Origin of the sequence: Lentzea sp. (assembly GCF_035525475.1) — a bacterium.
Classification (GTDB): Bacteria; Actinomycetota; Actinomycetes; order Mycobacteriales; family Pseudonocardiaceae; genus Lentzea.
In genome coordinates this window covers 57,700-76,058 of sequence record NZ_DATLEC010000027.1, presented here as the reverse complement: position 1 = coordinate 76,058, position 18,359 = coordinate 57,700, and the positions used below count along the sequence as shown (strand labels likewise).

The following is an 18,359-nucleotide window of genomic DNA, read 5'->3' as shown; positions in this document are numbered from 1 at the left end:
GAACTCGGTGGCCCCAGTCGTTATGCTATGCGTACCACTACGAGGGGGTGAACGGTTTCGACTGTGGACGTTGATTCAGGGGAAGCGTGCTGGTGCAGGCGAGAGACCACCACAAGCGTCATCGCAAACCAATAAGCGCCGAGTCTAACGACAAGCGCGCGTTCGCTCTCGCCGCCTGAGGCGAGTAGCAACGCTGTCGGCCTAGGAGTGCCTTCGTCCTAGAGTCCGGCATCAGCTAGAAGGCTCACCGGCAGTCCCGGTCGCGGGGACTGTTCGGGACACCCACAGCGACTGGGCCCGTCACATCAGCTCGTTCGCGTGACTGATGGGGTCGAGCAGAGGCAGAGCGGACTGCGCACGGAGAAGCCCTGATGAGCCGCCACAGGACCCGGGTTCGATTCCCGGCACCTCCACTCCTTGGGTGAGTGCTGTTCGTGGACAGCACTCACCCTTCACTCGTTCCGGGTGTTTTCTGGGGGCCGAGCCCCCAGACCCCACGCCGGGGGCAAGCCCCCGGACCCCCGCCCGCCTCGCTGCTTCGCAGCCTTGGCGGACCCCCGCCTGGCATTGCTTGGGGACCGAGCCCCCGGCCCCCCGCCTCGCTGCTTCGCAGCCTTGGCTGGCCCCCGTCCTGGCATTGCTGGCCGCCGCCTCGCTGCTTCGCAGCCTTGGAGGGTCCCCTTCCCGCGGGTTTTTGTCTGTCATGCTCCTGGTGTGGCTCGGGAGGTCGTCTTCGTTGTGTTCGACGGGATGACGATGCTTGACGTGAGTGGGCCCGCTGAGGTGTTCGCCGAGGCCAACAAGGCTGGAGCGGACTACTCGATCAGCTACGTCTCGCCTTCCGGTGACGCTGTCATGACGTCTGTGGGGATTCGTCTGGGTGTGGATGGCACGCCGGCTGACGTTCGTGCTCCGGACACCGTTGTCGTCGCCGGTGGGGATGTCCTGGCTACGCACCCGATCTCGCCTGAGCTCGTTGACGCCGTTCTTGTGTTGTGGCCGCTTGCTCGGCGGTTGGTGTCGATCTGCACAGGGGCGTTCGTGCTGGCGGCAGCGGGGGCGCTTTCGGGTAGGCGAGCCACTACGCACTGGCGGCGGGCTGGGCGGTTGGGTCGGGGGTATCCCGATGTCGAGGTGGTGGCTGACGCGATCTTTGTTGAGGATCGTGGGGTCTTCACGTCTGCTGGGGTGTCGGCTGGGATGGATCTGGCGTTGGCCCTCGTCGAGCGTGACTACGGGGCTGACCTCGCTCGGGCTGTCGCCCGCGATCTGGTCATGTTCATGCAGCGGCCCGGTGGGCAGTCGCAGTTCTCCGCGCCGTTGCGGGTCCGGGCTCCGCGGGCTTCGGTGTTGCGGGAGGTGGTCGACCTGGTTTCGGCGCAGCCCGCGTTGGACCACAGTGCGCGTGTGCTGGCGGCGCGGGCCGGGGTCAGTGCTCGGCATTTGGCTCGGTTGTTCGCCACGGAGATGGACACGACGCCTGCCCGGTTCGTCGAGCAGGTTCGGCTGGACCACGCCAAGGTGTTGCTGGATGCGGGACACGGGGTGGCACGGGCGGCTCGGGAGGCCGGGTTCGGGAGCTCCGAGACGATGCGGCGGGTGTTCGTGGCCCGGCTCGGGGTGTCGCCCAGCGAGTACCGCTCCCGCATGTCCGGAACTGTGGGCTGACGGTCTTGATTGACGGTGGGACTGCGTCGGCGCTGAGCTGACGATGAGAGCATGTCCGAAGTCATTGCTGGTGTGGTTGTTCCTGGTACGGAGTTGGTGCGGGCCGCGACGTCGCTGGTGCGGAAGGTCGCCGACGACACGTTGTTCCACCATTCGCGGCGGGTGTTCCTGTGGGGGTCGTTGAAGGCCGCCGCGCGGGGGCTGGAGGTCGATCCGGAACTGGCGTACGTGGGTGGCCTGTTCCACGACCTCGGGTTGACGCGGGAGTACGCGACCGGCGACCGGCGGTTCGAGATCGACGGGGCCGAGGTCGCGCGTGAGTTCCTGCTGGAGCACGGGCGGTCCGAAGAGGACGCTCGGACCGTGTGGCTCGCGATCGCGCTGCACACGACCCCGGAGGTGCCTGAGCACCTGGCGCCGGAGGTTGCCGCGGTTGCTCTTGGCGTGAAGACCGATGTGCTCGGGATCGGGCTGGACGAGCTCACCGGGCAGCAGCGGCGGGAGGTCGTGGCGGCGCATCCGCGGCCGGACTTCAAGAACCGGATCCTGAAGGCCTTCTACGACGGCATGGCCCACCGGCCCGGCACCACGTACGGGACGATGAACGACGACGTGCTCGCGCACTTCGACCCGTCGTTCCGGCGCCAGGACTTCGTGGAGATCATCAAGAGCAGTCCGTGGCCTGAATGACGTCCGACAGCGAGGCCAGGAAGTCGGCGGCGTCGAACATCGCACCCGCCGACGCCACGCCGGTGACCTTGAAGCGGCCCGTGAGCAGGCGTTCGACCGCCTCGACGGCCAGCGGCGCGCTGACGGCGTAGATGTCACGGCCGGTCGCGGTCAGGCGGCGTTCCTCGTCACCGCGCCGCACGCGCACGTCCACCTCGAACGTCTCCGGCTCCCGGCGTTCGGGACCCCCGCTCAGGCCCTGGGCCGCGGAGGTGGACATGTACGAGGTCACGGCCGGGATCGCGAGGTGGCTGGGGATCGTGACGATGTCGGCCATCGAGAACTCGCCGATCACCGGGCGCCTGCCGCCGGCGAAGTCCCAGTCCAGGGTTGGCGGGGAATCGGAGTGGTACCGCAACGCGCCGTCGCGGAAGCGCACCCGTTGGCCGGCGCGGCGGTCGTGGGAGACGGCGCCGGCGGTGAGCGTGCCCGCGGTGGGCTGCCAGCCGCTGAGGCCGTACGCGACGTGCGCGGAGTCGGCGGTGGTCCAGTCGCCCATCGCGGTCGTGACCAGCAGGTCGGCCAGGCCGCCGAAGAACGCCATCGCGGGCACGGCCGGGACCGAGGCGCCGCGGGCGAGCGTGTCGGCGTTCGCCTCGATCTCGGCGGCCACGTCGACGTACGGGATGCCCGCGCGTTCGGCCGCGGCGAGCAGCGGGAGGCCGGTGACCGCGAACGGACCGGCTGTGTTGATCACCGCGTCCGCGCCCGTCAGCGCCCGGTCCAGGGCGGCCGGGTCGTCCGCCGTCGCTTGGGCTCGTCCGAACGGAAGAGCCGGGAAGCCGCGCTTTTCCAGTTCTGCCAGCACGAAGCGTCCGGTGTGCCCTGAAGCGCCGTAGACCGCGATCTTGTGTCCCATGTGGACCATCCAACGGGTGGGCCGGGGAACGAGCCAGTGTCTGGAACGACACGATGCGTACACTTTCGGACATGCTCGCGTTCGCCGTGACCGACGGGATGCTCCACTTCGAGCTGACCGCCGCCTACGAGATCTTCACCGCCCCGCAGCTCGGCTACCGCGTGGTGGTCTGCGGCAACGCGCCGGTGCGCGTCGGCCGGTTCGCGCTGGAGCCCGACCTGCCGCTCGACCGGCTCGCGAGCGCGGACACCGTGATCGTGCCGTCGGTCGCGGACGTGGACGAGCCGATCGACCCCGAGCTCGTCCAGGCCGTGAAAGCGGCGCACGGCAAGGGAGCGCGGATCGTGTCGCTGTGCACGGGCTCGTTCGTGCTGGCGGAGGCGGGGCTGCTCGACGGGCTCCGTGCGACCACGCACTGGGCGCACGCCGACGTGATGGCCCGGCGGTATCCGCGGGTCCAGGTCGACCCGGACGTGCTGTACGTCGACAACGGCCAGGTGCTGACGAGCGCGGGCAAGGCGGCGGCGATCGACCTGAGCCTGCACCTGATCCGCAGCGACCACGGCACCGCCACGGCCAACACCGCCGCGCGCAGGCTGGTGGTGCCACCGCACCGCGACGGCGGGCAGGCGCAGTTCGTCCTGGCGCCGGTGCCGTCGGGGGAAGGGCATCCGCTCACCGAGTTGTTCGGCTGGGTGTCGGGGCGGCTCGACCAGGTGATCACCGTCGAGGACCTGGCCCGGCAGGCGAACATGAGCTCGCGGCACCTCGCCCGGTTGTTCAGGGCCGTGACGGGCACGACGCCGTTGCAGTGGCTGCACTCCCAGCGAATCCGGCGCGCGCAGGAGCTGCTGGAGATGACGGACGACAGCGTGGACCAGATCGCCGAGTCGTCCGGCATGGGCACGGCCACGACGTTGCGGCGGCACTTCCACCGCACCGTCGGTGTGCCGCCGGACACGTACCGCCGCACGTTCCGGCCGGTTGGTGGCCGATAGGCGCATCGGTTGCCGTTAAGTTGGCCTGATGAGCAACGGACAGCGCATCGGGGCGCGGGTGTTGCGGCGCAAGCCCATAGACCAGCTGACCCACCCCGGCGGCGATCTCAGGCGCACCATGGGTGTCGGTCACCTCACGATGATCAGCATCGGCGCCACGCTCGGCACCGGCATCTTCGTCGTGCTGGGCGAGGCGGTGCCGGAGGCAGGACCGGCCATCGTGGTCTCGTTCGTGCTGGCCGGCATCACCGCGTTGTTCTCCGCGCTGTCGTACGCCGAGCTCGCGGGTCTCATCCCGGCGTCCGGCTCCTCGTACTCCTACACCTACGCCACGCTCGGCGAGATCGTCGCGTGGGTCTGCGGCTGGTGTCTCGTGCTGGAGTACGGCGTCTCGGTCGCGGCGGTCGCGGTCGGGTGGGGGCAGTACGTCAACCAGCTGCTGGACCTCGTCCTCGGCGTGAGGATCCCCGACGTGCTGAGCCAGCCGCCGGAGGAGGGCGGGATCGTCAACGTCCCCGCCGTGCTGGTCGTGGTCATCTCGATGCTGGTGCTGCTCGGTGGCAGCAAGGGCAGTGCGCGCACGAACACGATCCTGGTGTGGGTGAAGATCGGCGCGTTGGTGATGTTCTGCGCCGTCGCCTTCACCGCGTTCAAGGCGGGCAACCTGCAGCCGTTGTTCCCGCTGGGCCTCGCGGGCGTGAGCGCCGGTGCGGCCACGTTGTTCTTCTCCTACATCGGGTTCGACGCCGCGTCGACCGCCGGTGAGGAGGCCAGGAACCCGCAGCGCGACCTGCCGCGCGCGATCATCATCTCGCTGGTCGTGATCACCGCGCTGTACTGCGCGGTCGCGCTGGCCGCCGTCGGTGCGATGCCGTGGCAGGAGTTCGAGGGCACCGAGGCCGCGCTGAGCCGGGTGCTGACCGACAACGTGAGCGGCTCGATCTGGCCGATCCTGCTGTCGATCGGCGCCGTGGTCGCGACGACGTCGGTCGTGCTGACCGTCCTCTACGGACAGACGCGCATCCTGTACGCCATGTCCCGCGACGGGCTCGTACCGCCGATCTTCGCGAAGCTCAGCCCGCGCACCGGTGTGCCGTTCACGAACACCGTCGTCGTGGGCCTGTTCATCGCCGTGCTCGCCGCGCTGGTGCCGTTGGGGTCGCTGGCCGACGTGACGAGCATCGGCACGCTGTTCGCGTTCGCTCTGGTCAACATCGCGGTGGTCATCCTGCGCCGCACCGAGCCGGACCGCGAGCGCGGCTTCCGCGTGCCGTTCTCGCCCGTGACGCCCGTGCTGGGACTGGGGTTCTGCGTCTACATGATGGTCAGCCTCGGGCTCGCCGCGTGGGTCGCGTTCCTCGGCTGGATGGCGCTCGGGTTCGTCATCTACTTCGGGTACAGCGTGCGCAAGGCGCGCCTGGAGGTTCAGACCAGGGACTGAAGCTCGCGGGCCAGGTTGGACCGCGCGGCGCCGTCCCACAGCTGCCGCGCGGGCTCGGTCACGTAGAGGTCCTCGCGTCCGAGCAGGGTCTTGAGCACCTTCGCCCGGCCCGCGCGCCAGGTCGCGTCGTCGTACCGCGAGTACTCCTGGCGCACGGCCGCGCTGTAGCGGTCGTAGTGCGCCGGCTCCGAGCCGAGGATCGCGAGGTCGGCGTCGAGCAGCACGTGCGCCAGCGGGTCGTCGGACGAGTGCGTGATCGTGGCCAGCACCAGCGATTCCACGCGGGTGATGTGCGCTTCCTCCAGGCCTGCCAGGCGTTCCCGGGCCCATGCGGCGGACGCGCGTTCGTCGTCGCCCGGCTTGCCGTCGTAGATCACGTCGTGCGCGCAGGCCGCCAGCGCGAGGATCGCGCGTTCCTCCGTCGTGAACGCGAACGCGTCGGCCAGCGCCGACGAGTCGCGCACGACGCAGACCACGTGGAACGTGTTGTGGTACGAGCGGTGCGGCTCGGCGTAGCGCTCCATCAGATCGCCCGCGTCGGGTGTGCCCCCGAGCGTGCGGACCGCGTCGTCCCAGGTCCGTCTCACCGCGCCAGCTCCTCCTCGACGACGTCCGCCCGGTGAATCATCCGCCGTGTACCCCTCACCCGTGCAGGAATCACGGAATCCGATGCCGGCTGACTCACCAACGAGCGCGCGCCGTCCGCGGTCACCGTGTCGAGGAGCACACGCGGCGGCTCACCTGCTCCTGTCCCAGGGGCGTTCCGGCCAGTGGTGCTTGGGGTACCTGCCCTTCAGCTCGCTGCGGACCCGCAGGTAGCCGTTGCGCCAGAACGACCTGAGGTCGCTGGTGACGGCGGTGGGGCGGCCTGCCGGGGAGAGCAGGTGCACCACCACGGGGACTCCCGCGATGAGCGGTGTGTCGGCCCACTTCATGGCGTCCTGGATGCGGACGGAGAGGACGGGCTGGTCCTGCGTGTAGTCGACCTTGCCCTGGCCGATGCGCTCCGGGGCGAGCTTGTCGAGCTCCGCCGCCTCCGGCCACGGCAGCAGGCTCCTGAGCAGCGCCACCGTGTCGATCTTGGCCAGGTCGGAGCGCTTCTTCGCCTTGCCCAGGTCGAGTGCGCGGACCAGGTTCTCGTCGTCGACGCTCGGCCAGTCGCGGGTCCTGTGCAGGAACGCCATGCGCTCGCGGAGGCGGTTCGCGGCATCGGTCCACTTGAGCAGGCCCAGTCCTTCGGCCTCGAGGCCGAGGCGGAGTGCCTGCTGCGACTTGGCGAGGTCGTTGAGCGGGCGTTCGTCGAGGGTGATCGCCCCGAGCTTGCGGACCTCGTTCGCGATGACGTCGCCGTTCCACCGGATGTCGTCGACCGTGTGCACGAGGGCCTGGGCGGCGGTGACGGCGAGTTCCTCGTCGGCGGGGGCGGCGAGGCGGACGCGGCCGTGCTTGCTGCCCGGTTCGCGGTCGGCGATCGCGATCGCCAGCCACTTGTTGTGCGAGTCGGTGTGCTCGACGGCCGTGCCATTCGCCATCAGGTAGACGTTGCTGTTCTTGGACCGGCGTTTCGCCAGCCGTTCCGGGTAGGCGAGTGCGACGACGAGCGCGGGGTCGCCGTTACCTGCTGGGTTTGTGCCGAGTTTCTCCAGCTTCTTGGCCTCCTGGCGCCACTTGCCGGGGGACTTCAGCGCGGTCGCGAGGTCGCTCGTCGGCGGGTGCGTGCTGTCGTCGAGCAGCGCCACCACTTCCGCCGCGGTCCGGTTGCCCGCGAGCGCGCTGCCGTCGATCAGGGCGCGGCCGAGTCTCGGGTGCAGGCCGACGTTCGCGATGCGGTCGAGGCGGCCGGGTTCCAGCGCGCCCATGGCCGCGAGGGTCTCCTGCGCGGCCTTCAGCGCGCCTTCCGGTGGAGCGTCCCACCAGTTCAGGCCGCTGCCGTCCGGGGTGCCCCAGACCGCGAGCTCCAGGGCGAGCCTGGTCAGGTCGGCCGTCTTGATCTCCGGTTCCGGGTAGCGGGGGAGCGTCGAGTGCTCGTGTTCCGGCCAGCAGCGGTAGACGCGGCCCGGTGCCTCGCGTCCTGCTCGTCCCGCGCGTTGCTCGGCGACCGCCTGGGAGACGCGGATCGTGGCGAGGCCCGCCAGGCCCCGGCGGTGGTCGACGCGCGGGACCCTGGCCAGGCCGGCGTCCACGACCGCGCGGACGCCGGGAACGGTGAGGCTGGACTCGGCGATGCTCGTGGCGAGCACGACCCGCTGCTGGTCGCCGCGTTGCAGGGCCGCGTCCTGGGTGCGGGCGTTGAGCTGGCCGTGCAGGATCACGGTCTCCGCGTTGATCAGGCTCGCGGTGCGGTTGATCTCCCGCACGCCCGGCAGGAACGCGAGCACGTCGCCGTCCACTTCGGACAGAGCCTTCCTGATGGCCCTGGCGACGGTGTTCTCGATGTGCTCGTTGCGCGTCGGCGGGACGTAGGTGATCTCCGTGGGGTACATGCGGGACTCGGAGTGCAGGACCGGCGCGTCGAGCAGGTCGGAGAGCCGTTGTGCGGCAACGGTCGCGCTCGTCGCGAGCAGCTTGAGGTCGGGACGCAGGCCCGCCTTGGCGTCCAGCAGCAGCGTGAGGAGCAGGTCGGCGTCGAGGTGTCGCTCGTGGCACTCGTCGAGCAGGACCGTGCCGACGCCCTTCAGCTCCTGGTCGTGCTGGAGCCTGCGGACGAGAAGACCGCTGGTCACGACCTCGATCCGGGTGTGCCGGCTGGTCTTGCGGTCGCCGCGGACCGAGTAGCCCACGGTGTGGCCGACGGGTTCGCCGAGCAGGCTCGCCATGCGCGCGGCGGCGGCACGGGCGGCGATCCGCCGCGGCTCGGCGACGACGACCCTGCCTTCCAGTGCCAGCGGGACCAGTGTGGTCTTGCCGGTGCCCGGTGGCGCGACCAGCACTGCGGCGCCGTGCTCGCCGAGCTTCTGGAGGAGCTCGGGGAGCACGGCCTTCACGGGGAGATCGGGCAGCTGCACGCGTCCAGTTTTCAGGACCTGTGCCAGGGTGGGGTCATGGGGATGATCGGCGTGGTGACCGGGGTCGTGTCGGTGGTGCGGTCCGCGAGGAACGTGACGCAGTGGCAGCACGTGGCGAAGGTGTCCTCGTCGTCCGAGACCGCGTCCGTGCTGGCCGTCGTGCCGGCACGCGACGAGGAGGCGACTCTGCCGTCGTTGCTGCCGGATCTGGTCACTCAGCCCGGCGTGCGCGTCGTGGTGGTCGATGACGCATCTTCGGACGCGACGGCCGCCGTGGCGCGCTCGCTCGGGGCCGAGGTGGTCTCCTCGTCCGGCCCGGCTCCCGGCTGGGCGGGCAAGACGCACGCGATGCACCTCGGCGTCGCCGCTGCCGGGGACGAGGAGTGGCTGCTGTTCGTGGACGCCGACGTGACCTGCGCGCCTGACCTGGTGGGACGGTTGCTGGCGTCGGCGTCCGAGCTGGGAGCGGACCTCGTGTCGTCGTCGGGACGGGGGTCGGGAGCCGCGTGGTGGTTCCTGCTGCCCGCGTTCAACTCGCTCGTCTTCGAGGGGTCGCCGCCGGACGGCCGTGGCGCGAAGGCTCTCGCGGTCGGGCACTGCATCCTCGTGCGGCGCGGCGTGTTCGAGGCCGCCGGTGGCTGGAAGGCGCTGGCGGGGACGCACGCGGACGACGTGGGATTGGCCACGTTGATCAGGGACTCCGGGGGTGTGACGCGGTTCGTCGACGCCTCGTCGCTGCTGACGACGTCGGGGATCGACACGCTCGGGAGCTGCTGGAGGTCGTTGCGCAAGAGCATCCAGCCGGCGTTCCGGGAGATGTTCGGGCCGTGGGGGCGCCCGCTGCTCCTGGTCGCCGGGCTGCTGCACCTCGCGTACGGGCTGGTGCCGGTGCTGCGATGGCGCTCGCCGTGGTCGTGGTTGGCTTGGTGCGCACAGGCCGTGTCGCACCGGGAGTTCGTGCGGCGGGTCGGTCAGCCGGAGGTCTCCGCCGTGCTGGCCCCGTTGTCGTGGGCGACGATCGGGGTGTTCCTGCTGGACTGCGCTTTGCGTCCAGGTGCTCAGTGGAAGGACCGCCGCGTTGGTTGACCCTTTGCGCGACCCGGACGACCCGGAGTTGCTCGACCCCTACCAGTCCCGGTCGCTCGCGATCCTGGTGGAAGGAGCGCGGCTCGCGTCCGGCGCGGTGAGGTACGGCAAGGTCGGCAGGGTCGGGTGCGCGGCGGTGGTGATCAACCGCGAGAACCCGCTGCCGTCGGGCAACTTCGGCTGCGCGCTGGACGGGTCGTCGGTCGAGGTCGCGTCCACGCTGCTGCAGCTGGAGCAGACGTTCGCGGACGTGGGGCGGGCCGAGGCCGTCGTCTACGCGTCGCCGACGACCGTGGACGAGATCGAGGGGATCGCCGACGACTCCGGCTGGTTCGCGGTCGAGGAGCTGCAGACCGTCGTCCACCGCGGGTCCGCTTCGGTGTCCCCCGAGGTCAGGCGGGCCGTGGACGCGGACCTGCCCGGCATCGTCGAGCTGCTGTCCGACGAACTGGTCGGCAACAGGGAGCGGTTGTCGCGGTGGCTCGGGCACCGCTTGGACGACCCGCGCTGCCCGCTGCTGGTGGTCGATGACGGCGACCGGATCGGCGGGTTCGTGTCGGGGTTCGCCGAGCGCGGCGTGGGTCTGGTCGAGCAGTGCGTCGTGCGTCCGGCGCGGCGCCGTCGGGGCGTGGGGCGGTCGTTGGTGGTGTCCGCTGTCTCGGTCCTGCGTTCCGCTGGGGCGATGCTGGTCGCGTCGCAGGTCGACGAGGGTCCGGGGGAGCGTTTCGCCGAGGCGTGCGGGTTCGTCGCGGCCTATCCGGTGACGGCATATGTACGCAGAGTGGATGAGCTGCTCGACTGAGTTAGTTAGTTGCCGCGTGGCATATCCTTAGCAGGGCTAAGGGAGGCTGTGTGCGCGAGCGGTTGCCGGTCGAGGTGTGGGTTCTGGTCGCGGCGAGTTTCATCATCGCCGTGGGGTTCGGGATCGTCGCACCCGTTCTGCCGGTGTACGCGTCAACGTTCGGTGTGGGTCACACGGCGGTGGCGGCTCTGATCAGTGCGTTCGCGTTCGTCAGACTGGCGTTCGCGCCGATGAGCGGCAGGTTGGTCAACCGGTTCGGCGAGCCTCGCGTGTACATCGTGGGCATCCTCATCGTCGCTCTCGGTACGGCGATGTGCGGGTTCTCGACGAGCTACGCCGAGATGCTGTCGTGGCGCGCGTTGGCGGGCGTCGGGTCGACGATGTTCACGGTGGCCGCTCTCGGGCTGCTGATCCGGATCACCCCGGCGCCGATGCGCGGGCGTGCGTCCGGGATGTGGGCGGCGGGCTTCCTCGTCGGCAACATCGCGGGTCCGATCGTGGGCGCGGGCTTGGTGCCGTTCGGACTGTGGGTGCCGTTCGTGTCGTACGGCCTGTTGCTGTGCGTCGCGGCGTTCGTGGTCTGGTTCTTCCTGCGACGGTCGACGCTGGTGGAGATCGACAGGACCAACACCGAGACGCCCATGACCGTGCGCGAGGCAGTGCGCAACGGCGCCTACCGGGCCGCTCTGGCCTCCGGCTTCGCGAACGGCTGGGCGGTGTTCGGCGTCCGGATCTCGCTGGTGCCGGTGTTCGTCATCGAGGCGCTGGAGCACAGCGCGGCCGTCGCCGGCATCTCGATGTCCGTGTTCGCCGCCGGGAACGCGGCGATGCTGTTCCTGTCCGGCAGGATCGCCGACACCCGCGGACGCAAGCCGGTCGCCATCGCCGGGCTGGTCATCAGCGGTGTCGCGACAGCCGGCATGGGCTTCACCGGCGACCTGTGGACGTTCATGGCCGCGTCGCTGGTGGCGGGCATGGGCGCGGGCTTGCTGAACCCGCCGCAGAACGCCGTCGTGGCCGACGTCATCGGCGCGCGCGGCAAGGGCGGCCCCGTCCTCGCGGGCTTCCAGATGGTGACGGACCTGGGCGCGATCATCGGCCCGATGTGCGCGGGCCTGCTGGCCGACTCGTTCGGCTTCGAGGCGTCGTTCGCCATCACCGGCGTCGCGCTGCTGCTGTCGCTGGGCTTCTGGTTCGTCGCGCCCGAGACCCTCCCCACGCACGAGGAGGAGCACACGGCCACCGCGGTCGCCCCGGAGTGCGGCCGCCTCGACGAGAGCGCCGAGGTGCCGACCGGCGAACGGGTCGGCGGCAGACCACGCCACCCAGAAGCGTGATCGCCCGCTCAGCTTTCTTTTAGTTTGTGTCGCTACCCTCGTCGCCGTGGGTGGAGCAGAGCGCAGTGCGCGGAAGAAGAAGCAGGCCGCGCGTGCGGTGTCGCAGGCCAGGGGCACGAGCGGCGGTTCGGACAGGACGAAGGTCATCGCGGGCATCGCCGTCGTGGCGGTGCTGGCCATCGCGGTGATCGGCTACGTCGTGTTCCAGTCGAAGTCGTCCTCGACGTCGACGTCCGACGCCATCCCGCTGGCCCCGGCCGACCACACGATCTCGGCGCCCGCCGTCCGCGACGGCAGCACCGTCGTGGTGGGCGAGGACACCGCCACCGTGACCGTCGACGTGTACGAGGACTTCCTCTGCCCGATCTGCGGAACCTTCGAGAAGACCTACGGCACCGACATCAAGAAGGCGGTCGAGGACGGCAAGGTCAAGATCCGGTACAACATCCTGCCGATGCTGAACCGCCTCTCCTCGCCGGAGGGCTACTCGACCGAGTCGGCCAACGCGGCGCTGTGCGTGGCCGACGACGGCAAGTTCAACGCGTTCCACGCGGCGCTGTTCGCCAAGCAGCCGGAGGAGGGCGAGGCCGGCTACACCCAGGACCAGCTCATCAAGCTGGGCAAGGAGGTCGGCGTCACCTCGGCCGGCTTCGAGACGTGCGTGCGGAACCAGACCTACAGGTCGCAGCTCGACGAGCTGATGAGCAAGACCAGCAACGACCCCACGCTGCGCGACGCCGAGACCGGCCGCTTCCGCGGCACGCCGAGCGTCGCCTCCGGTGGCAAGCTCGTCGACCTGGACAACAAGAACTGGCTCTCCGACCTCACCAGGTGAGACCGTCGATCGGCGCCTGGCCCTGGGACCACCGGGCCAGGCGTTGTGCTTTCCCTTGCTCGGCGCGCGGAAGCTTGCCCGGTTCGAGCACGTGCACCTGACAGGTGATGCCCAGGCGTTCCTTGAGCCTGCCGGTCAGAAGTTCTTTGACGTCCTGTGTGGACTCGACCGCCACGTGCAGCTGCGCCGTGGTGGTGCGCCGGTCCTCGACGATCAGGTAGTGCGGGCTCGCGTGCTCCAGCACGACCGCCTCGATCTCCGTGGGGAACACGTTGACGCCGCGGATGACGAGCATGTCGTCCTTGCGCCCCTTGAGCTTGCTCATGCGCCTGAGCGTGCGCTGCCCCGCCGGTTCGTGCAGCGTCGCCACGTCGCCCGTGCGGTACCGGAGCAGCGGCATGCCGGTCTTGGTGAGCGTGGTGAAGAGGAGCTCGCCTTGGTCGGTCTCCGGGTAGAAGTGGTCCTCGGCGATGTTGAGAAGCCCCTCGGAGTCAAGGGACTCACACGCCACGCCAGGCCCGATGACCTCGGACAGCCCGTAGATGTCCAACGCCCTGATGTTCAGGCGCTGCTCGATCTCCTGCCGCATCTCCTCGGTCCACGGCTCGGCGCCGAAAATGCCGACCTTGATGCTGGTCTCCCCGAGGTCCTCAGCGAGCCTCAGCGCGTACGACGGCGTGCAGCAGAGCACGTCGGGCTTCAGATCGTTGATCAGCCGCACCTGCCGCTCGGTCATGCCGCCCGACATGGGGATGACCGTGGCCTGGAGCTTCAGGCCACCGTGGTGCACCCCGAGCCCGCCCGTGAAAAGCCCGTAGCCGTAGGCGTTGTGGATGATCGAGGTCCTGGTGGCCCCCGCGCCTTTGAGCGCCCTGGCCATGACCTGAGACCAGATCTCGACATCGTGGGCGGTGTAGGGGATGAGCGTCGGCCGCCCGCCCGTGCCCGACGAGCCGTGCACGCAGACGATGTCCTCCTGTGGCGCCAACTGGAGGCCGAACGGGTAGTGGTCCCACAGGTCCTGCTTGGTGATCGTCGGCAGCAGGTGGATCTCGTCGAGGCGCACGTCTGTGCCGCGTGTCACTCCGATTTCCCTGAGCCTCGCGCCTTGGAGGTTGTCGGTTTGCAGGAGGCGGTCGACGAGGCCTCGCAGGCGCTGTTCCTGCAGCTCGCGGCGGGCCTCGGGGTCCATGCACTCGATCTTGGGGTCGAACGGCTCTGCGGCGGTCATCACCCGGTCCTACCAGGCCGAATGCGGTTTGGATACCCCCGATTTTTATCTTGCGGCAGGGGTGATGTACGGTATTGCCACACGAGATCGAGAGGGAAACCTCCCCGGTCGAGTGGACCTTCAAGGGGCTGTGGCGCAGCTGGTAGCGCATCACACTGGCAGTGTGAGGGTCAGGGGTTCGAGTCCCCTCAGCTCCACTTGAATTTAGAGCCCGTCTGATCGAGCGGTCTTCGCTGGTCAGGCGGGTTTCTTGCTGTTCTGGATCTGATCTTCGGTGATCGTGTCGTGCTGCCCCTATGGAGCAGATCTGGAGCAGGATTCTCCGGCTTGATCGTTGTGTTGGTCGCTGGACTGGGTGATCGTCGCGCCCCTCCCACTAACGGTGTGAGGGGCATAGCTTTGTTACGCGGCAAGCGGTCCGGACGTGTGGCGTTCGGTTGGCCATGGTGCCGTTGGGTGTGCTTTGACGTTGAGGTCTGCTTCGTGCCAGCGGCGCTGTAAGTCGTTGAGGAGTCGGAGTTCTACTTCGGGTGCGACATGGGAGTAGACCTCGGTGACACGGTTGGGCAGGTGGTGCCCGAGTCTCCGTGCCTGGGCGATCTCGGGTGCGCCGCCGGCGATGAGCCACGTCTTGTGACTGTGCCGCAGTCCGTGGAACGTCAGTCCAGGCCGGATCGGCACTGTGCGAACACCTGATCGCGGACGCCCCTCGTTGCCGTTGACCGCGGGCTTGAGTACTCGGCGGATGAATGTGCTGCGCCACAACCATGTTCCGCCTTCGGTGGTGAACACGAACTCGTTGTCGTGTCGCTCGAGGTGCTTGCGCAGCATGGTGACGAGGAACGGCGGCAGGGTGATCGTCCGAGCCGATGACGCGGTCTTGGGTGAGCCGAGCCAGCGCGTGTGCGCGCTCTCGTGCAGGGACCCGGTACGGGCGTTGATGATCAGGACGCCTCGGTCGAGATCAACGTTGTCGCGGTGCAGGCCGGTGAGTTCGCCCCAGCGGCATCCGGTCCAGGCGGCGGTGATGATGAGCAGGCTGGCGGTGTCGCCGCCGAGTGCGGCGGCCTGTTCGGCGATGCGGAGTAGTTCGGTCGGGGACGCCCACACTCGCTCGCGTTCGATGCGGTGACTGCGTCGTCCACGGCGCCGGTAGCGGCGGATGGGGTTGGTGGGGATGAGACCTTCGTCGGCGGCGTCGGTGAGGATCATCGACAGGACCTTGACGATGGTCGCGACGGTGGTGTTGGCGTAGCGGAGCTGGCGCAGGTCGCTGATCCATTTGTTCACCCCAAGTGCGGTGATCGCGTTGAGAGGGGTGGCGGCCCAGCGGAGCAGGATGTGGCAGCGCAGGACGCTGCGGTAGTTGTCGATCGTGCGCGGGTCGAGATCGAGCGCGGCAAACCACGTCGCGACCCATTCGGCGACGGTGGTGCGGCCGCGGGTCGGGTCGAGCCAGGTGTTGCGGCGTTGGTCGCACTCGATGTCGGCGGCGTAGTTGTCGGCTGCGCATCGTGTGGTGAAGCCGGAGATTGAGACGGTGTGTCCGTCGTCGATGCGGTACGAACGCGCCAGGATTGCATGCCGGTCTGTTCTGTCAGGCCATGACGACCTCCGAGGTGTGTGGCCAAGCGTGGTGCGTCTGTTGTGCGCCGCCTGGTTCTTGATCGCAAGTTCAACTGGAGGAGAAGCTCTCCGGCAGCCTGGCCGTCGACGCGCGGCCCGCACTCACGGACGCGCTCGAATACATGCGACCCGGCGATTCGATCGAGACCGCCTTGAGCGGACTACTTGCGGTCTTGGTCGAGGGCGCGTTGCAGGACGGCGGCCTCTGCGCGCAGGCGTTCCGCGGTGTCGCCGCGGCCGAGCCGGTCGTATTCGTCCGCGGAAATGGTGCGTCCCCGGACTTCGTGCGCCACGATGTCCCGCTGGTCGTCGTCGGTGAGGTGACGGCGCTCGACCTCGGCCGCGCCCGGACCTGCCGCCGTCCCCGCGACGTGCTCGTTCGTGGCGGTCACCGGGGCCTGGCTCGCCGAGTCGCAGGGTACGGCTTCGGCGTTGTCGATCGCCGCCAAGGCGGAGCGAAGCGCCGCGATGGCGACGCGGTCCTTGGTCTTGAGGGCGGTCTTCAGGTCGTCACGCAGGCTGGCACGCATGGGGCGGGGTCCCTGTCTCGGGGATGATGGCAATATGACTGTACTGTAAGTTCGTGCCCAGGCTAGTCGATCATGATCAGCGTCGCGCCCAGATCGCCCGTGCGTTTCAGCGGCTACTCGCCGCGGACGGCTTCGCCGGCGTCTCGTTCTCGAGGGTGGCGGCCGAGGCCGGGATCTCCGTCGGACTCATCCAGCACTACTTCGCAGGCAAGGACGTGCTGCTCCGGTTCGCCTACGACGACGCCGTCAGTCAGCTGGGCGAGCGGGTCCGGCTGCGGGTCCGCAACGGCGAGGCCGCTGGTCTTTCGATCGCGGACGTGCTGCTCGACACCTTGGCCGAGCTGCTCCCGCTGGATGCGGAGCGGGAGGTCGAATACCGCGTCCGGCAGGGGCTTCAGGTGCAGGCGGCGCACAACACCGGCCTCGCCGACGTCGCCCGCCGGGCGGGGCGTGACCTTCTCGGTCACGTCACCGCGGTGGTCGAGAAGGGCAAGGAAGCCGGCGAGGTCGAATCCGGCGCCGACGCGGTGCTCGCCGCCCGGATGATCCTCGCGACCGTGCAGGGTCTGGCCGATCAGGTCGCGTTCTCCGGCGCCGACGCGTTCCCGGCGCGTGACGTCCTGCGCCGCTCCATCGCCGCCGTCTTCACCCGCTGAAGGCACTCCGCACGACAGCGACAGGGGTCGTAGGGTTATCTTTGCAATATGTCCATATTGCAAAGTCCGGTCGTGCGACTAGGTAGCGGCACCGTCCGCGGCCGCCGGCTCGACGGCCACCTCTCGTTCCGGGGAATCCCGTACGCCGCACCGCCGGTCGGCGACCTGCGCTGGCGGCCACCGGCACCGGTCGAGCCGTGGGCCGGGGTCCGGGACGCGCTCGAGCCGGGGAATCCCGCGCCGCAACTGGCCCAGTCCTTCGGTGAGGTGACCTCGCTCGACGAGGACTGCCTGACGCTGGACGTCACCGCGCCCGACGCGCCGGGCGAAGGTCGTCCTGTGCTGATCTGGCTGCACGGTGGCGGCGGGACCAACGGAAGCGCCGCGGTCTACGGCGCCCGCCGCCTCGCCGTCACCGGTGACCTCGTCGTGGTGGCGCCGAACTTCCGGCTGGGCATCATGAGCTGCTTCGGCTACCCGGGCCTCGCCGACGGCGGCACCTTCGGCATCCAGGACCAGCAAGCCGTCCTGCGCTGGGTCCGTCGGGAGATCGCGCACTTCGGCGGCGACCCGGACAACGTGACGCTGATGGGGGAGTCCTACGGCGCACTTCAGATCGCGGCGCATCTGGCCGCTCCCGGCTCGGCCGGGCTGTTCCGGCACGCGATCCTGCAGAGCGCGTTCTCGGTGCTGGGCACGACACCCGCGCACACCTTCATCCCCGGCCTCCCGGAACTCCCGCCGAGGTGGGCCGCCGAGAATGAGCTCGAGGCGATCGGTGTCGCCGTCGCCGCCGAGCGAGGCTGGGTCACCGGCGACGGCGACCCGCTCGCGCAACTGCGGCAGGTGCCGGTGAAAGACCTGCTCGAAGTCTCGGGCGCGTTCATCCGCCCCGCTTTCGGAGGCGCGGTCCTTCCCGAGTCGCCCGCGGACGCGCTGCCCGCCGGACGTTTCCACCAGGTGCCCCTGATGCTGGGGACCACCTTGGACGAGGCCCGTTTCTTCGTCGGGCTCTTCGCCGACCTCGTCGGCAATCCGGTCACGGCCGACAGCTATCCGCGGCTGCTGGCCGAGGCGTTCGGCGACGCCGCGGACGAAGTCGCCGCCCGCTACCCGCTGGAAGACTACGGAACACCGAGCTTCGCCTGGGCGCGGATCTCCACGGACCGGGCCTGGGCGCGGCCGGCGTGGGAACTCGGCCAGGCCTTGGCGGCACACACCGGGACGTGGTTCTACGAGTTCGCCGACGAGGACGCGCCGCCGCTGTTTCCGGGATTTCCGTCCGGCGCCCAGCATTCCAGCGCACTGGTCTATCAGTTCGACTTCGAGGGCGGGCCAGAACTCCCGGCGCCCCAACGCGAACTCGCCGACCGGATGACCCGGTACTGGGCCGCCTTCGCCGCGAACGGCGACCCGGGATGGTCCAGTGTGGACAGTGGATACGTCCGATCCCTAACCCCCAAAGGGGTCAGTGGCACTGACTACGTCTCGGGACACCACCTCGATTTCTGGGCGGGGAAGCCCTAGTACTACAGCCGCAGGCCGTGATCTTGGTC

General features: G+C 69.4%; 16 protein-coding genes, 1 tRNA gene and 1 other RNA gene. 12 read left to right on the top strand and 6 right to left on the bottom strand.

The genetic code is table 11. The annotated features are described in order from the left end of the window. Positions 1-43: 43 nt before the first annotated feature. The 3 genes from ssrA (at position 44) to VM306_RS03655 (ending at position 2,358) form a co-directional block, all read left to right on the top strand. Positions 44-416: a transfer-messenger RNA gene (ssrA, locus tag VM306_RS03665) on the top strand. Between the two features lie 49 nt (positions 417-465). Next, a complete protein-coding gene (locus VM306_RS03660) occupies positions 466-1,668 on the top strand; it encodes a GlxA family transcriptional regulator (protein ID WP_325510839.1) in 1,203 nt (400 codons plus the stop codon). 51 nt (positions 1,669-1,719) lie between these two features. Next, the gene (locus VM306_RS03655) at positions 1,720-2,358 is read left to right on the top strand and encodes an HD domain-containing protein (RefSeq protein WP_325510837.1); all 639 of its coding nucleotides are present in this window, start codon (positions 1,720-1,722) and stop codon (positions 2,356-2,358) included. Here the strand turns inward: VM306_RS03655 and VM306_RS03650 are convergent. Further along, positions 2,333-3,256, bottom strand: a complete 924-nt coding sequence (locus VM306_RS03650; RefSeq protein WP_325510835.1) for a saccharopine dehydrogenase NADP-binding domain-containing protein — start codon at positions 3,254-3,256, stop codon at positions 2,333-2,335. The genes VM306_RS03655 and VM306_RS03650 overlap by 26 nt on opposite strands. A gap of 53 nt (positions 3,257-3,309) precedes the next feature. On the opposite strand from VM306_RS03650, the gene VM306_RS03645 reads away from it, so the two are divergent. Continuing rightward, on the top strand, positions 3,310-4,254 hold the full coding sequence (locus VM306_RS03645; protein WP_325510833.1) for a GlxA family transcriptional regulator: 945 nt from the start codon (positions 3,310-3,312) through the stop codon (positions 4,252-4,254). Between the two features lie 28 nt (positions 4,255-4,282). Continuing rightward, the gene (locus tag VM306_RS03640; RefSeq protein WP_325510831.1) at positions 4,283-5,695 is read left to right on the top strand and encodes an amino acid permease; all 1,413 of its coding nucleotides are present in this window, start codon (positions 4,283-4,285) and stop codon (positions 5,693-5,695) included. Here VM306_RS03640 and VM306_RS03635 read toward each other — a convergent pair. Next, a complete protein-coding gene (locus VM306_RS03635) occupies positions 5,680-6,282 on the bottom strand; it encodes a hypothetical protein (protein WP_325510829.1) in 603 nt (200 codons plus the stop codon). The two genes, VM306_RS03640 and VM306_RS03635, sit on opposite strands and share 16 nt — an antisense overlap. 150 nt (positions 6,283-6,432) lie before the next feature. Continuing rightward, positions 6,433-8,700: an ATP-dependent helicase HrpB gene (hrpB, locus tag VM306_RS03630; RefSeq protein ID WP_325510827.1), complete on the bottom strand. Its 2,268-nt coding sequence runs from the start codon at positions 8,698-8,700 to the stop codon at positions 6,433-6,435. Between the two features lie 36 nt (positions 8,701-8,736). Between hrpB and VM306_RS03625 the strand changes: the two genes are divergently transcribed. Genes VM306_RS03625 through VM306_RS03610 form a run of 4 tightly spaced genes read left to right on the top strand, consistent with a single transcriptional unit; the run spans position 8,737 to position 12,760 of the window. Then, positions 8,737-9,786 (top strand): glycosyltransferase, encoded by a 1,050-nt coding sequence (locus tag VM306_RS03625; protein ID WP_325510825.1) that lies wholly within the window; start codon positions 8,737-8,739, stop codon positions 9,784-9,786. Then, on the top strand, positions 9,779-10,588 hold the full coding sequence (locus VM306_RS03620) for a GNAT family N-acetyltransferase (RefSeq protein WP_325510822.1): 810 nt from the start codon (positions 9,779-9,781) through the stop codon (positions 10,586-10,588). Before VM306_RS03625 ends, VM306_RS03620 begins: the two co-directional genes overlap by 8 nt. Positions 10,589-10,638: 50 nt before the next feature. Further along, the gene (locus VM306_RS03615; protein WP_325510820.1) at positions 10,639-11,925 is read left to right on the top strand and encodes an MFS transporter; all 1,287 of its coding nucleotides are present in this window, start codon (positions 10,639-10,641) and stop codon (positions 11,923-11,925) included. 46 nt (positions 11,926-11,971) lie between these two features. Beyond that, positions 11,972-12,760, top strand: coding sequence for a DsbA family protein (locus VM306_RS03610; RefSeq protein WP_325510818.1), 789 nt, complete (start codon positions 11,972-11,974; stop codon positions 12,758-12,760). On the opposite strand, the gene VM306_RS03605 is transcribed toward VM306_RS03610, so the two are convergent. Then, positions 12,750-13,991: a phenylacetate--CoA ligase gene (locus VM306_RS03605; RefSeq protein WP_325510816.1), complete on the bottom strand. Its 1,242-nt coding sequence runs from the start codon at positions 13,989-13,991 to the stop codon at positions 12,750-12,752. The genes VM306_RS03610 and VM306_RS03605 overlap by 11 nt on opposite strands. A gap of 124 nt (positions 13,992-14,115) precedes the next feature. Between VM306_RS03605 and VM306_RS03600 the strand changes: the two genes are divergently transcribed. Beyond that, positions 14,116-14,188, top strand: a tRNA-Ala gene (locus VM306_RS03600). A gap of 205 nt (positions 14,189-14,393) precedes the next feature. Here VM306_RS03600 and VM306_RS03595 read toward each other — a convergent pair. Together VM306_RS03595 and VM306_RS03590 are read right to left on the bottom strand one after the other, a co-directional pair. Continuing rightward, positions 14,394-15,719, bottom strand: a complete 1,326-nt coding sequence (locus tag VM306_RS03595; RefSeq protein WP_325510814.1) for a tyrosine-type recombinase/integrase — start codon at positions 15,717-15,719, stop codon at positions 14,394-14,396. Positions 15,720-15,778: 59 nt separating this feature from the next. Continuing rightward, entirely contained in the window at positions 15,779-16,147 is a 369-nt protein-coding gene (locus VM306_RS03590) for a GatB/YqeY domain-containing protein (protein WP_325510812.1), read from the bottom strand. 53 nt (positions 16,148-16,200) lie between these two features. Here VM306_RS03590 and VM306_RS03585 point away from each other — a divergent pair, with 53 nt between their 5' ends. Both VM306_RS03585 and VM306_RS03580 read left to right on the top strand, forming a co-directional pair. After that, the gene (locus tag VM306_RS03585; protein WP_325510810.1) at positions 16,201-16,803 is read left to right on the top strand and encodes a TetR/AcrR family transcriptional regulator; all 603 of its coding nucleotides are present in this window, start codon (positions 16,201-16,203) and stop codon (positions 16,801-16,803) included. Between the two features lie 48 nt (positions 16,804-16,851). Further along, positions 16,852-18,330 carry a carboxylesterase/lipase family protein gene (locus tag VM306_RS03580; RefSeq protein WP_325510808.1) on the top strand — a complete coding sequence of 493 codons (1,479 nt, stop codon included), beginning with the start codon at positions 16,852-16,854 and terminating at the stop codon, positions 18,328-18,330. Positions 18,331-18,359: the final 29 nt, after the last annotated feature.

Bases quoted from the DNA above. Each gene is read 5' to 3' on its own strand.
- VM306_RS03655 (WP_325510837.1), top strand. From the start codon at position 1,720: ATGTCCGAAGTCATTGCTGGTGTGGTTGTTCCTGGTACGGAGTTGGTG.
- VM306_RS03650 (WP_325510835.1), bottom strand. From the start codon at position 3,256: ATGGGACACAAGATCGCGGTCTACGGCGCTTCAGGGCACACCGGACGC.
- VM306_RS03645 (WP_325510833.1), top strand. From the start codon at position 3,310: ATGCGTACACTTTCGGACATGCTCGCGTTCGCCGTGACCGACGGGATG.
- VM306_RS03640 (WP_325510831.1), top strand. From the start codon at position 4,283: ATGAGCAACGGACAGCGCATCGGGGCGCGGGTGTTGCGGCGCAAGCCC.
- VM306_RS03625 (WP_325510825.1), top strand. From the start codon at position 8,737: ATGGGGATGATCGGCGTGGTGACCGGGGTCGTGTCGGTGGTGCGGTCC.
- VM306_RS03605 (WP_325510816.1), bottom strand. From the start codon at position 13,991: ATGACCGCCGCAGAGCCGTTCGACCCCAAGATCGAGTGCATGGACCCC.
- VM306_RS03590 (WP_325510812.1), bottom strand. From the start codon at position 16,147: ATGCGTGCCAGCCTGCGTGACGACCTGAAGACCGCCCTCAAGACCAAG.
- VM306_RS03580 (WP_325510808.1), top strand. From the start codon at position 16,852: ATGTCCATATTGCAAAGTCCGGTCGTGCGACTAGGTAGCGGCACCGTC.